The sequence below is a fragment of the Acinetobacter sp. GD03645 genome, assembly GCF_029845285.1.
GTDB classification, from domain to species: Bacteria; Pseudomonadota; Gammaproteobacteria; order Pseudomonadales; family Moraxellaceae; genus Acinetobacter; species Acinetobacter corruptisaponis.
Genome location: NZ_JAOCLL010000013.1, coordinates 32,788 through 47,046 on the forward strand (window position 1 = coordinate 32,788; position 14,259 = coordinate 47,046).

Sequence of the window (14,259 nt, forward strand, 5' to 3'; positions counted from 1 at the left end):
CGATTGCACTTTACTAACGTTGATCTAGTGGAACCCAGTCAATCACCCAGGCGGACTTCATGCCCAGGCTCTCATCTGAGGTAATTTTCTTACGTGCCGCATCAGCAGCGTCCCGATCTTTGGATGGCCCCACCATAATCCGAATTCCCTTGGAGGTTGGGCTGGTGGTGACTTTATAACCTTTGGCGCGTAACTTGGACACCACTGTATCGGCATTGGCCTGGTTTGCAGCAAGCGCCACCTGTACCATCCAGTTTTTGTCACCATTTTCCATAAGCTGACGGGCTTTTTCAGCCTCAGCCTTTTTCTTGGCATCTTCCTCAGTTTTACGTTTCTTTTCTTCAGCCGCTGCTTTCTTTTCAGCCTCAGCCTTGCGCTTGTCTTCCTCAGCTTTTTTATCCGCTTCAACCTTGCGTTTTTCTTCAGCCGCTTTCCTCTCTGCTTCAGCTTTACGTTTATCTTCAGCTACTTTCTTGGCATCTTCCTCAGCTTTACGTTTCTTTTCTTCGACCACTTTCTTGTCGGCCTCAGCCTTACGCTTATCTTCCTCAGCTTTCTTATCCGCTTCCGCCTTACGCTTGTCTTCAGCTAGCTGCTTTTCAGCGTCAGTTTTCTGCTGCTCTACCTTTTGCTGTTCGGCTTTCTTCTTTTCTTCCAGCTTACGTTTTTCTTCAGCAAGTCGTTGAGCCTTAGCCTGATCGTCCTCAACCAGTTCTGGTGGAATATTATCTGAACTTTCCTGCGCCGCGGTTCTACGGGCATTGATTGCAGCGTACTCTTCAGCGGCTTTACGTGCAGCCGCAGCCTCAGCCTCCTGCTGCATTTTCAGGAACTCGGCAGCACGGGCCTCCTGTTCAGCAACCGCCTTTTCACGCGCACGTTTCTGTTCATCCAGCAAACGTTTTTCAGTTTCAACATCCACAGCCAGAGGCTGCAAGGAGACCATCTCCCCCTCCTGTTCTGGCTGGGCTGTTTTAGGCTGGGTTTCGGTTTTGGGAATAGGGTGAGTAACTGTAGCCTGTGTCTTATCCTGCTCTATTTCTTCATTACCCTTGAGAAGTAATGCTGCCAACAAAACACCTCCCCCAAGTAGAACAACACCACCCATCCAGCGTTGCTTGTTATTCATTGACATTGTTCTAAATACTCCCAGATCGCTTCCAAGGTATGAAACGAACCACAGACTAAAATCAGCTGATTGTTATTACATTGTTTCAGCACAGATTGAAACGCTTGCTGGATACTGCCAAACTCATGTACCTGCTGGCCCTGCAATGCCTCGTGCAACTGTTGCATTGCTGCGGCCCTCGGCACATCTAAAGTAGCAATAAACCAATCTTTTACTGTTGTTTTTAGTAAATCGGTGACAGACGCGATGTCCTTATCTGCCAGCATCGAAAATACTGCGACAACTTCTGTGTACTGTTTATTGTATTTTAAGAATTTTCGCAACTGATTCAATAAAAATTCGACACCATGTGGGTTATGTCCCGCATCAAAAATAACGGTTTTATCCTGTATCTGACGAATTTCAAAACGCCCCTGCAAACGTGCCTGCTGAATACCTGTTGCAATGGCCTGCTGTGAAATTTCAATCCCACTCACCAGTACCGCGGCCACGGCAGTGGAGATGTTGTCCAAGGCCAACTGCCCCACAGGAAGCTTTAAGGTTGTGCCAGATGATGCAAATGACCAGCCCTGTCCATCATCATTCAGTTGATAGAAATAATCCCGATTCAGTGTATATAAGCTGGCGCTTGTTTCATCCACCTTATCCTGAATGGCCTGCGGCAGTTGCTGTTGCCCTGCAAAAACAACGGGAATGTCTGGACGGATAATACCTGCCTTTTCAAAGGCAATTTTTTCAATGGTATCACCCAGCCAGTCCACATGGTCCAGGCCAATATTGGTAATCACCGCTATATCAGGGTCAATCACGTTGACCACATCAAGGCGACCACCCAGCCCAACCTCAAGCACCCAGACATCACATTGCTGCTGCTTAAAAATAACAAAGGCCGCCAATGTGGTGGCTTCAAAGAAAGAAAGACTTAGACCACATTCACGACGCGCCTGATCAACACACACAAAGGCATCAACCAAACGCTGGTCATCCACCTCATGACCAGCCAGCTTTACCCGTTCATTAAAGCGATAGATATGGGGTGACTGATATAGCCCAACCTTGTAGCCCTGTGCATTTAGAATCGCCGCCAATGTGGTTGTGGTTGAGCCTTTACCATTGGTGCCCGCAACTGTAAACACCCTGGCTTTTGGCTGCATCACGCCCAGCCTTTCAGCAACGGGAATCACTCGCTCCAGCCCTAAATCAATGCCTGTAACATGAACATGGCCCCAATAATCGAGCCATGTTGTGAGTGTATCTGTTGAATGGGGAGCGTCTAGTTTCAAGGTAAGTTCATCAGTTTAGCCACTAGTCTATATACAGTATCACGTAACGCATGACGATGAACAATCTGATCGACTACACCATGATCAAGCAGATATTCCGCACGCTGGAATGGCTCCTCCAGTTTTTCACGTACGGTTTGCTCAATCACCCGCTTACCTGCGAAACCAATCATGGCTTTCGGTTCAGCCAGATGAACATCCCCCAGCATTGCCAGGGAGGCAGTTACACCCCCATAAACTGGATGGGTCAACACCACCAGATAAGGCACGCGTGCCTCCTTCATTTTCTGGATTGCCGCAGAGGTACGTGCCATTTGCATCAGGGACAGCATGCCCTCCTGCATACGTGCGCCACCTGAAGCAGCAAAACACACCAAAGGCTGGTGTAGCTGGATTGCCCGTTCAGCTGCCTGTACAAAGCGGTCACCGACCACAGTACCCATTGAACCGCCCATGAAGTCAAACTCAAAGGCACATGCCACCAAATCCAGACCTTTGAGCGAGCCCTGCATCACCACCAGTGCTTCTGATTCACCTGTTTTATCCTGCGCCTCACGCATACGTTCTGGATAAGGCTTGCTATCCACAAACTTTAGCGGGTCTTTGGCACTAAATTCCTGACCAAGCTCTGAGTTGACCTGATCGAAGAACCAGGTCAGGCGGTCCCGCGCTTTCATACGCAAATGTTCATCGCATTGCGGACATACATAGGCGTTGAATGACATGGCTGTACGCGTCACCAAGGCATGACATTCAGGACATTCAATGGTTGGCTCGGTAAAAGTTGACTTAAAGGTCTGCTGTTCATCCGCAACCTGAATCCCTGGCACCTGACGTTCCGTCCAGGGTGTTGTGGGACTAAGCACTTTCCCTGTTGCTGATTCTGGACTCAATCGTTCTTGACTCATACTAACTCATCGAGCGCGGCTCGAAGCTCCTTCACTTTATTCACCGTCTGTTGCACAGCCTCATCCGCTGGCAATGTCGCAAAAGATTTAACGAAAGCACTTCCCACAATCACGGCATCGGCAACCTGTCCCATCGCTTTTGCAGACGCTGCGTCACTGATCCCAAAACCCACACCAACAGGTACAGTCGTCTTGGACTTGATTTTCGCAATACGCGCCGCTGCCTCAGAGGTGTCCAGTGTTGCCGCACCTGTCACGCCTTTAAGTGACACATAGTACACAAAGCCGCTGGCCTGATTGACCACATGCTGGATACGCTGGTCAGTTGAGGTTGGCGCAAGCAGGAAGATCTGGTCCATCTCGTTTCGCTTCAAGACTTCACCAAACTGCTTGGATTCCTCTGGTGGCAAATCCACCAGCAGTACGCCATCCACACCACAGTCTTTGGCATAGGCAACGAACTTTTCATAACCAATCACCTCAACAGGGTTTAAATATCCCATCAACACCACTGGTGTCGTTTGATCTGTCTCACGAAAGGCCTTGACCATATCCAGTGCGTCAAAGGTATTGGTTCCACCTGCCAGGGCACGCTCAGCAGCCAAGGCAATTACAGGGCCATCCGCCATTGGGTCTGAGAACGGCAGTCCCAACTCAATGACATCAACCCCCGCATCAACCATCTGATGCAGCAATGGAACAGTTACCTGTGGATGCGGGTCACCTGCCATAACATAAGAAACAAGCGCTTTACGTTGCTGAGATTTAAGCTGTTCAAAACGAGTGGCAAGACGTGACATAGGATTATGCTTTCCTTGATTTATATAAATTGAGGAGTTGTTTGTAGTCATACAGAAACACTGCATTGTAACGCTATTTTTTGCTCATTGAACAGGGTTTGGCGCGATTCAACAGCGAATGTTGCTACTTACAACAACCCACATACATTTATCTCTATTTTTGTTTTTTTCTCAATGATCAAAGCTTACTAATTTCTGTACATTACAATTTTAAAAACTGCTTCGGTGTGACACCTGTCCAGCGCTTAAACGCACGTCCAAAGGCACTTTGATCCGCATAGTTTAAACGCTCGGCAATTTCGGAAAATGACTTGCCCTGTTGCAGATAAAGCTTACTTTGCTCCAGACGGTATTGATCCAGAATATCCTGAAAGTTCAATTGATAGCTCTTGAGCTGACGCTGCAAGGTACGTTCCGAGCAGTGCAAACGCTTGGCGACATAACCCTGTAAAACTTCCTCTTGCTGCAACAGGCCCTGCTCAATATAGCTCTGGATTTTCTGCCGAAACTGTTGTTGCTGTGCCTCAAAAGAACTCATGCTATTTAATGATTGCTGTGCCTGAGTAGAGAGCACATGGTTCAACTGTTGGTCTGCCGCAATGCTTTTGGCCTGTAAAATCTGGTTGGAAAAACGAATGGCATATTGCCCAGCCTGAACCTGAATTGGACAGCCATAAAATTTTTCAAAATGATATAAAGCCATTTGCGGTGTATAACCAAACTGAATCATCTGCGGTGGCACCAGGGCATCCTGTACAATCGACTGTGCAATTTTAAAGATCAGTGCCAGATTCAGCTCATACATTTCCCGATAATCGCAATAGGATGCACTCCATACAATTTGAATGTACTGTGAGAATTGTTGTACGCTGAGTTGTTCCAGATTGGTTTGCTTAAACACCAGAGAATAATAGCGCTGCAAAAGCTGTAAAGCCTGCTCCAGATCCAGACTGGTTGATGCCAGATAACCCATCAGCCCCAAATCCTGCAAGTTGGCATGTTCAGCCAAAACCAGTGTGATCGGACGAGGGAAATACGCCTGTGCCGCCTGCAACAGCAATGCGTAACGCTCAACATCAAATTCCTGTTCATCTGGATTTTCCAAGCAGGCACGAAAGTCCTGCCACAGCTCAGGTGCCACAGCCTTAGACAAGTCAATGTGTTCCTGCTGTAGGACACGGTTCAACAACCGTAGATATCCAATGATAATTTTAACTGACATACGCCAATCTCATCCTGATCTGTCGTTATTTGTATAAAACTTGGCTGTAACTGTCAAAACATTTTACTGAACTTTTTTCATACTAAGTTCATGAAAAAGACAAGGAATAGCAAAAATGAACGCACATGTTTCCTATCAGGCTGATCCAATTGTAAGAACAAAACTAGACTTTCACCTCAATGAGGCTCCACGTTTCTGGTTTGGTGGTGATCCATTCCGTACCCGCATGTTTGATGCATTAAGCCTGACTTTCCCTGATGGAGAACGCTACTTCATTGAATGTGTACGTTTATTCCGTGACAAGATCAATGATCCTGAGCTACAGGAACGTGTGGCAGACTTTATTCGTCAGGAAGCCCAGCACGGCATTGCCCATGACAAGATGAACCAGATCATGAAAGAACAAGGCATGCCTGTGGATCAGTTCACCAACCGTTTGAAAAAAATATTTAGATTTGAATTGAAGAATCGCTCACCACAATACAATATTGCCATGACCGCAGCGGCTGAACATTTAACCGCCCTGATGGCAGACACATTCTACAGTAAGAAAGAAACATTGGCGGAAGCTGATCCTTTTGTTCGCGCGCTGTTCGCATGGCATGCGATTGAGGAAATGGAACACCGTGATGTGGCTTTTGATGTCATGCAACAGGTCGGTGAAGTACCAGAATTGACTCGTCGTTCTGCCCTCGTTATTACGACCGTGTTAATGTTTGGCTTCACACTTTACCGTACCGATGTCATGCTTAAGAGTGATGGTTTTAGCTTTAGGCAGCGTCTTGACATGGCACGCAAGGGCTTGCCATGGTTCTTTGGACGCAGAGGTATTTTGACTGCAAAAAGAGAACAGTATAGCGACTGGTTTAAAAAAGATTTTCATCCGAACCAACATCCGATTATTCGCCAATACGATGTCTGGATTGACACACTGGCCAAAACCAATGACCCAATCGCTGCGGGTGAGGCTTTTTGGCAAGCTGGTCTATAAATCTCCCATCATCCCTCTTTAAAAAGAGGGATTTTTTTACAGTAATTACCATTTGGCGTAATGCTGTTCCAATAGACCATATTGTTGATTCAATATGATCAGTTCAACATCCTCATGCTCAATTGTGCCACTGATTTTAGCCTGCCACTGATTAAACTGGCTACCAATTAAACGCAGGTTAATATTTTCAAAACGGCACCATGCTGTTTTTATGGTCAGTTTTAGTCGTCCATCCAAAGAACGGATGGACCAGAGTTTTTCATTCTGCTGTTCAAATAAAATATCGGTGAGTGGATATAAACGCCCATCCACCCACAATGCATTTTCATTACCAAAACTTTCATTGACACCTGATGCAAGGTTTAAACCTATTCGTCGACCATTTTCATCGCGGAACTGGCAGGAGAGCCAGAACCATGCTGTTTCAGGGCGTAGAAAGCCACAGGTATCATCCAGTGCAGCCAGACTTTGCGCATTAAAGTCAACTTTTTGCCGCTCTGGATTGATAAAGAAACCCTCGACAGCCAGAGTGGTTTGTTTCTGGGTATAAGTCCAGCCATTGATTCCTGTTGGCGTACATAGACTGAGTGCATCCACACCTGCACAGAAGATGCGGGCTTTCAGCCGCACCTCCCCATGTTTGGTCACCTGAATGTAACGCACACCATTGGCATGCTGCATATCGAATTGATAGGCAGATTTCTTAAAATAACTTTGGCTAAATAAAGGCTGTTCATCCAGATGGGTTTTCAACGCCAGTGGCTGGATCGCATTCCATTCAATCACCTTTCCTGAAAGATGGTCATAGACATAGAAGAAACCATGCCCCGCCCATGATAAATCGACAATCGCCACACCAATACTGTAGTGTTCATGCTGCAAGCCACAAAATCTAAATTTTTTATATTTAAGCTGCTTGCGCCAGCCTTTCAACATCTGCCCATAAGGGGTTTTATAGATATAATCGTCCAGATTGATCCGTGAGGGTATCTGGTCAAAACGCCCATAACGAGGCTGACCATTTTCCTGTATTAATTTCACCACATTTCCCCAAATAAATTATAGCGTTAAAGCTGTTCTGACCTGATTTTTACCATTCCGTTTGGCTTGGTACATCGCCTTATCTGCCTGTTCGAACAAGCCTCTATAATCAAAGCCACTAAAAGCCGTACTGCTCACTCCAAAACAGGCTTTGATAGAGAGTGGTTCATTTTGCTTAACTTCAATTGTCGTTTGCTCCAATGCCTTACGGCATGCCTCTGCCACCAATACTGCATTTTCAATTGAGGTAAATGGCAGCAGAATCACAAACTCCTCACCACCATAACGCCCAATCACATCACTGGCTCGCAGGTTTTTCCGCAATATATCCGCAACGTGCTTTAATACCAGATCACCCTGATGATGCCCATATTGATCATTAATGGTTTTAAAATTATCAATATCTACCATGATCAGTGAGGTTTCGCGATGGGTAATCTGTGCCTGCTGCATCTGTAAATCAATAATCTCATTAACCCCGCGACGATTAAGCAGGCTCGTTAATTCATCGGTACAACTGAGTTTTTCAATTTTTGAACTATACCTACGCCAACGCTCCACACTAATATCAAATAGCGTGATGGTAAATGCCGCATATAAGGTGGTATAAAACATGGTATAGATAATCTGGGCATTTTGAATATCCTTATGCAGCAAGGTATACGGTTTATAGGCAACCGCATAATCCAGATACCCAGTCACCGTAAGGCCAGCTAAAATATAGTATGCAAAGACATAAAAGGCCAGACCAAAATACACCACAAATCGGGGATATAATAATAATGCGGTAAAGGCAATCCCCATAAAGATAATGCCATTCAGGAGGTTCAGCAAACCTACCCCAATTGGCAGTCCCAACAATGAGAATGGATAATAAACAGATAAAAACATCACATAGTAAATGTGCAGGTCTGGCTTATTTTTAATAAAATAACCCAATAAAATAAAAAATGTATTTAATATAATGATGCCAGGAAACAGCCATTGAAACCGAATAAGTAATTCAGTATTTGCCAATGGGTGATACATGTATTTTATCTGGATAAAATAGATCACGACTGCGGTAAAACTGGCATACCACAGTATTGATTGGGATTTTTTGACTAAATCCCAGTCCAGAATAACTAGAAAAGCTTTGCTAATATATCTAGGTAAGGAATATTTCATCCCCCGTAATCCTATGTGATTACATCCATGTAAAAACCTAATGACCATATAATGTCATTAGGCATAAATTTACCTTAATCCTAGCATATAATTTTTTAGTTTTATAAGTCGACCATCGGAATGCCATCAATTTTAGCAACCGTCATCAGGTCCTTGTCGCCACGACCTGAAACTGTTGCAATAATGATCTGGTCTTTCGACATGGTTGGGGCAAGTTTGCTGACATAGGCCATCGCATGCGAACTTTCCAGTGCAGGAATAATCCCCTCAATCTTGGTGAGGTCACGGAAACCCTGTAATGCCTCATCATCATTGATTGGGACATATTGCACACGGTTCATGTCTTTCAGGAAGCTATGCTCAGGACCCACACCTGGATAGTCCAGACCTGCCGAAATACTATGGGTTTCAATGATCTGACCCTGTTCATCAGACATGAGGTAGGTACGGTTGCCATGCAGTACACCAACGTGACCTGCATTGAGTGGTGCAGAGTGCTTGCCTGTTTCAATCCCATAGCCCGCCGCTTCAACACCGTACATCTTCACATCCTGATCATTCAGGAATGGATAGAATAAGCCCATCGCATTTGAGCCACCGCCAACACAAGCCACCAAGGCATCAGGCAAGCGTCCTGCCTGCTCCTGAATCTGGCGGCGCGCTTCACGGCCAATAATCGACTGGAAATCACGAACCAACTGTGGATATGGGTGTGGACCTGCAACCGTACCAATTACATAATAAGTACTATCAACATTGGTCACCCAGTCACGCATCGCTTCGTTCATGGCATCTTTCAATGTTTTTGAACCACTTTGCACAGGCACAACAGTCGCCCCAAGCAAACGCATACGGTATACATTCATTGCCTGACGTTTTACGTCCTCAGCACCCATGTACACCACACATTCCATGCCCAAACGTGCTGCAATGGTTGCTGTCGCAACGCCATGCTGCCCTGCGCCTGTTTCTGCAATAATGCGCTTCTTACCTGACAGCTTTGCCAAGAGTGCCTGACCAATGGTGTTGTTGACCTTGTGTGAACCCGTATGGTTCAGGTCCTCACGCTTGAGGTAAATCTGCGCCCCCCCAAGATGCTGCGACCATCGTTCAGCATGATAAAGTGGACTAGGACGACCAACATAGAACGCAAGATCACGGTCAAACTCTGCCAGAAACTGTGCATCATTTTTCATACGACCATAAAGATTTTCTAGATCTTCAAGTGCAGCCATCAGCGTTTCTGATACAAAACGCCCACCATGAATCCCGAAATGCCCTTGCGCATCTGGAAACTGGGTGTAATCAATCACCTGATTTTCTTGACTAGAGTTTTGCTGATCCACATTGGACTCCTTGCATAAATTTTTCAATGAGTTGTTGGTCTTTTATACCTTTTGCGGACTCTACGCCTCCGCTGACATCCACAGCAAAAGCGGCTGTGACATCAATGGCTTCACTCACGTTTTCAGGGGTTAATCCGCCTGCCAAAATCAGTGGAATATCGAGTTGGGGAAACTGGTTCCAGTCGAAACTGTGTCCCGTGCCACCTTTCAGCTCAGGATGCCACGCATCCAATAGTACGGCACTGGCACCTGCGGCTTGATAACGCTGGATTTCAGCCACCACATCCAGATCTGGTTTAACCTGTATGGCCTTATACCAACGGCGTTTGCATTGTGCCGCAATCTGCTGGCATTGTTCAGGACTTTCATCGCCATGTAGTTGTAATACATCCAAAGGAACTGAATCAAGTACGCTTTGTATTTCTTCTGCACTCGCATTTACAAACAGGCCAACCAGTTGCACATAAGGTGGAACTAGCTTAGCCAAAGCCTGTGCCTGCTCAATGCTGACATGGCGTGGACTTGGTGGGAAGAATACAAAACCGATTGCATCCGCACCTGCCTCAACCACAGACTGGATATCCTGTGCGCGGGTAATTCCACAAATCTTGGCACGCGTCCGCCGTTGTATCTGCTGCATGGGCAATCCGACTTTAAATAAAGATTTTAGAATGCTGATATTGTAATGCAAAACTCAATCAATCGGATAACTATGCAAAATAATATGTAATGTGCCGCCACTCATGTAAAGACCTACTTTTTGTTCATATCTTGTAAGTTGTATATGCCCCCTTTATACTTTGCACCATCTTGCAACAAGTCTAAAGCAAATTCCTTTGCTTATAGGGAAGTTGGTGAAACTCCAACACTGTCCTCGCAACGGTAACACTGAAATGCTGATCTTAGCTTAGTAGCCAAACCACTGCATCTAATGATGTGGGAAGGTGATCAGTCTATCATCTTTCAAGATGATTATAGTGAAGTCCGAAGACCTGCTTGTTGTACTTATCTACTTTAAACATTCACGAGGAATGAATGTCTGGAGCGCACATGTCTATTTCTTTCCAGCCAACACGCTTAGTTGGCGCTATCGCTATTGTGATGGGGTTTTCTTCAGTCGCCTTTGCCCAGGATCAGTCAACGGATAAAACCGTTTCACTTGATACCATTGTGGTGACGGCATCCCGTACTGAACAAAAAATCAAGGATGTGCCTGCACGTATCTCTATTGTAGAGCCACAGATTGTTGAACAATCACCAATCGCATCCTTACCTCAACTGCTACAAACTGATGCATCTATCAATATGGTGCAAAGTGGTGGCTATGGACAAACAGCGGCAATCTTCCTACGTGGCACCAACTCCAACCACACCTTATTGTTAAGGGATGGTATCCGCCTGAATTCAAATACTTCTGGCGCAGCATCCCTACCCTTTATTGATACAACTGATATTAAACAAATCGAAGTATTAAAAGGTCCAGCCTCAGTGCTATATGGCGCAGATGCGATTGGTGGTGTCGTCCAGCTCATTTCAAAAACACCTGAAAAGACATCTGCCTTTATAACAGGTGAAATTGGTGAGAATAAAACCTATAAATCAGTGATCGGTGCCGATTTGGCACAAAAGGGTTTTTATGCACAAATTCGTGGTCAACGTTTAGAAACGGATGGTACATCTGTTACTGATGCCAAAGACAATAAAAAAGCCAGCTTTGATCAAAAAGGTTACAGTGCAAAATTCGGTGTAAACAAGCAAGACTATGCTGCCTCTGTTGATTACAGTGAAAACCAAGGCTATAGCGATTACGACAACTATGGAAACTTAGTTTCACAAGACTTTAAAAATGAAGTGATCAATTTAAAAGGCCGCCTAAACGTCCTGGATAATTTAGCTATTCATGCACGCCTTTCTCAATTCAAAGACAATCTGAATCAAAATGACTCACCAGATTATGTATACAGCACCACGCAGGAAGCTGAGCTTTATACAAAATGGCAATTCTCGCCTGCACAAAATGTTTTGTTGGGTTCAACCTTTAAAGATATCAAAGGCAATGTTTACTCTAAAAACCTCTGGGGCGGAGCAGATGTTAAATACAACGAGTCAGTCGATACCATTGGCTATTTTGTTCAACATCAATACCAGCAGGATGGACTAGAAACTCAGGTTGGTGTCCGTGTTGAAGACAACGATAAATTTGGTACCCACACTGTAGGTCAGGGTGCTATCCGTTATCAGGTTCTCCCATTGACAAGTGTCTATGCCAATATTGGTTCCGCTTTCCGTGCCCCAACAACCAATGACCTATATGCCGTTTCGTGGGGTGCAAACCCTGATCTAAAGCCAGAAGAAAGTTTCTCTTATGAAATGGGTGTAGATCAAAAGCTCAACAACAATATTGAGTTAGGCTTGTCTGTTTATCGCAATAAAGTCGACAACCTGATCAGCTATCAGGCTGGTAAATTGATTAATGTCAACAAGGCAACCTTTACGGGTGGTGAAGCATCACTGCAATGGCAACAAGATGCTCTGTTCCTCAACACCACTTATGCCTATGTTCAGGCCAAAAATGATGAAACCAAGAAAGACTTGAATCGTCGTCCTAAACAAAGCTTGACTTTAACCACAGGTTGGGATGACGGTGTTTATGGCATTTCTGCATCTGTTGTTGCAAAATCCAGCTCAAAAGACATTGCAGACTACCCATCCACCACGCCAACAATTAATCCAGGTTATGTCAGCACCAATGTGAATGCATATTGGCAAGCAACCCCAATGATCAAGCTGTTTACCAATATTGAAAATATTGGTGATGTCAATTATAAAACAGCTTATAACGGCAATGGTGTTTACTATATCAATGGTGGTCGCCTCGCCTCTGCTGGGATAACATTCCGTTACTAAGCCGACAAGCGCATCATAAAAACACTTGATTCACTCCAGTTTCGGGGTAATGTTCTGACCGACATTATCCCCTTTTTATTTTAGGACAAGAGCAACAGAACTATGGGACATCGTTTAAGCAAGATTTACACACGCACTGGCGATTCAGGCACAACGGGTTTAGGAGATGGTTCACGGGTTGCCAAGGATGATTTACGCATCACTGCACTGGGTGATGTGGATGAACTGAATGCCACCATTGGGGTACTCCGCGCACAAATCAGTGCCAGCCAAATGGCAGATAAACACCACTGGGACAAAAGCCTGAGCCTGATTCAACACTGGCTATTCGATTTAGGCGGTGAAGTCTGTATTCCCAACTATCATTTGTTACAGCCTGTCTGTATTGAATTTCTGGAAAAAGAAATTGACCGCATGAATGAAAATCTGCCAATGCTGAAAGATTTTATCCTCCCATCAGGCACTTTGGCCTGTAGTTATGCGCATCAGGCGCGTGCTGTCTGCCGTCGTGCTGAGCGTGCCCTGATGTCGGTGCATACACGCGATCAAAATATTCAGGCAACCGCTTTACAATTACTCAATCGTTTATCAGACTGGCTGTTTGTGGCTTCACGCAGTTTACAGCGTGCTGAGGGTGGCAGCGAAGTGCTGTGGCAGAAGAATATCAATGACAGTATTGATCCAGCATAAAGATGGTTTAGGTAGAAAATAAATGCGAATTATTGGTCATCGTGGTGCACGCGGCGAAGCGCCTGAAAATACCTTGGGCGGTTTTCGTTATTTGCATCATCTAGGGGTACGTGCCGTCGAGTTTGATGTGCGGCAACTACAGGATGACCAATTGATTGTCATCCACGATGATAATTTTGAGCGTACCACAGGTCGTTCACAACATGTTGAAAGTTGTGATCTAGCCACCGCACAGCAGTTTGACCATCGCCATCAATGGCAGGCTTGGGAAAATGAAGAATACACCCCTCACTTAACAGGCGTGATGGCATGTTTGACCGAGTTTGAACATATTGAAGTTGAAATCAAGGCTGTTGCAGATGAAGCGGCGGCTGAACGCCTGATCTTAAGTCTGCATAATGAACTCAAGGGCTTTGAAAAGACCGCAACCATTACCAGCTTTGATGTGAAGATTTTAACCGCCTTACAGCAACATCACAGCCACTTTAAACGTGGCTTGCTGGTTGAAATTCCACTGGGTGAATATGCCATAGAACTGGCCCAGCAATATGGATGCTGCCAGATTGGCTGGAAAGACCAACTGGCAACTGATGAAATGATTCACCTGACGCAACAGGCCCATCTGGATATCAGTGTCTGGACAGTCAATGATGTGGAAAGGGCGAAGCATTTACAGCAATTGGGCATTCAGGGCTTAATCACTGATGTACCAAGCACCATGCTCAGATCTTTGTGTTTGTAGAAATCGCAGTATAAACAATTAAAATATGGGATT

13 protein-coding genes and 1 riboswitch are annotated in these 14,259 nt (G+C 45.3%); of the genes, 4 read left to right on the forward strand and 9 right to left on the reverse strand.

Annotation, left to right across the window (positions count from 1 at the left end; genetic code table 11):
* Positions 1–13 precede the first annotated feature (13 nt).
* The 5 genes from N5J47_RS11675 to N5J47_RS11695 all read right to left on the reverse strand — a co-directional run bounded on the left by N5J47_RS11675 (position 14) and on the right by N5J47_RS11695 (position 5,342).
* A complete protein-coding gene (locus tag N5J47_RS11675) occupies positions 14–1,135 on the reverse strand; it encodes an SPOR domain-containing protein (RefSeq protein ID WP_279960177.1) in 1,122 nt (373 codons plus the stop codon).
* Complete coding sequence (gene folC / locus N5J47_RS11680; RefSeq protein ID WP_279960176.1) at positions 1,126–2,412, reverse strand: bifunctional tetrahydrofolate synthase/dihydrofolate synthase; 1,287 nt, start codon at positions 2,410–2,412, stop codon at positions 1,126–1,128. Before folC ends, N5J47_RS11675 begins: the two co-directional genes overlap by 10 nt.
* Positions 2,409–3,320, reverse strand: a complete 912-nt coding sequence (gene accD, locus N5J47_RS11685) for an acetyl-CoA carboxylase, carboxyltransferase subunit beta (RefSeq protein ID WP_267981936.1) — start codon at positions 3,318–3,320, stop codon at positions 2,409–2,411. The genes folC and accD overlap by 4 nt, the downstream gene beginning before the upstream one ends.
* Positions 3,317–4,120, reverse strand: coding sequence for a tryptophan synthase subunit alpha (trpA, locus tag N5J47_RS11690; protein WP_279960175.1), 804 nt, complete (start codon positions 4,118–4,120; stop codon positions 3,317–3,319). The genes accD and trpA overlap by 4 nt, the downstream gene beginning before the upstream one ends.
* A 202-nt stretch (positions 4,121–4,322) precedes the next feature.
* A complete protein-coding gene (locus N5J47_RS11695) occupies positions 4,323–5,342 on the reverse strand; it encodes an AraC family transcriptional regulator (protein WP_279960174.1) in 1,020 nt (339 codons plus the stop codon).
* A 115-nt stretch (positions 5,343–5,457) separates the two neighbouring features.
* On the opposite strand from N5J47_RS11695, the gene N5J47_RS11700 reads away from it, so the two are divergent.
* Positions 5,458–6,333: a metal-dependent hydrolase gene (locus N5J47_RS11700; protein WP_279960173.1), complete on the forward strand. Its 876-nt coding sequence runs from the start codon at positions 5,458–5,460 to the stop codon at positions 6,331–6,333.
* Between the two features lie 45 nt (positions 6,334–6,378).
* On the opposite strand, the gene N5J47_RS11705 is transcribed toward N5J47_RS11700, so the two are convergent.
* The 4 genes from N5J47_RS11705 to N5J47_RS11720 all read right to left on the reverse strand — a co-directional run bounded on the left by N5J47_RS11705 (position 6,379) and on the right by N5J47_RS11720 (position 10,527).
* Positions 6,379–7,374 (reverse strand): DUF2804 domain-containing protein, encoded by a 996-nt coding sequence (locus N5J47_RS11705; protein WP_279960172.1) that lies wholly within the window; start codon positions 7,372–7,374, stop codon positions 6,379–6,381.
* Between the two features lie 18 nt (positions 7,375–7,392).
* Positions 7,393–8,541, reverse strand: coding sequence for a GGDEF domain-containing protein (locus N5J47_RS11710; protein ID WP_279960171.1), 1,149 nt, complete (start codon positions 8,539–8,541; stop codon positions 7,393–7,395).
* A 101-nt stretch (positions 8,542–8,642) separates the two neighbouring features.
* The gene (gene trpB / locus N5J47_RS11715) at positions 8,643–9,887 is read right to left on the reverse strand and encodes a tryptophan synthase subunit beta (RefSeq protein WP_279960169.1); all 1,245 of its coding nucleotides are present in this window, start codon (positions 9,885–9,887) and stop codon (positions 8,643–8,645) included.
* Positions 9,868–10,527 (reverse strand): phosphoribosylanthranilate isomerase, encoded by a 660-nt coding sequence (locus N5J47_RS11720; RefSeq protein ID WP_279960168.1) that lies wholly within the window; start codon positions 10,525–10,527, stop codon positions 9,868–9,870. Before N5J47_RS11720 ends, trpB begins: the two co-directional genes overlap by 20 nt.
* Before the next feature lie 160 nt (positions 10,528–10,687).
* A riboswitch (cobalamin riboswitch) is annotated at positions 10,688–10,902 on the forward strand.
* A gap of 35 nt (positions 10,903–10,937) precedes the next feature.
* Here N5J47_RS11720 and N5J47_RS11725 point away from each other — a divergent pair.
* The 3 genes from N5J47_RS11725 (at position 10,938) to N5J47_RS11735 (ending at position 14,226) form a co-directional block, all read left to right on the forward strand.
* Positions 10,938–12,794: a TonB-dependent receptor gene (locus N5J47_RS11725; protein WP_279960167.1), complete on the forward strand. Its 1,857-nt coding sequence runs from the start codon at positions 10,938–10,940 to the stop codon at positions 12,792–12,794.
* Positions 12,795–12,896: 102 nt separating this feature from the next.
* A complete protein-coding gene (locus tag N5J47_RS11730; RefSeq protein WP_279960166.1) occupies positions 12,897–13,484 on the forward strand; it encodes a cob(I)yrinic acid a,c-diamide adenosyltransferase in 588 nt (195 codons plus the stop codon).
* Between the two features lie 22 nt (positions 13,485–13,506).
* A complete protein-coding gene (locus tag N5J47_RS11735) occupies positions 13,507–14,226 on the forward strand; it encodes a glycerophosphodiester phosphodiesterase (protein WP_279960165.1) in 720 nt (239 codons plus the stop codon).
* The last annotated feature ends 33 nt before the right edge of the window (positions 14,227–14,259 follow it).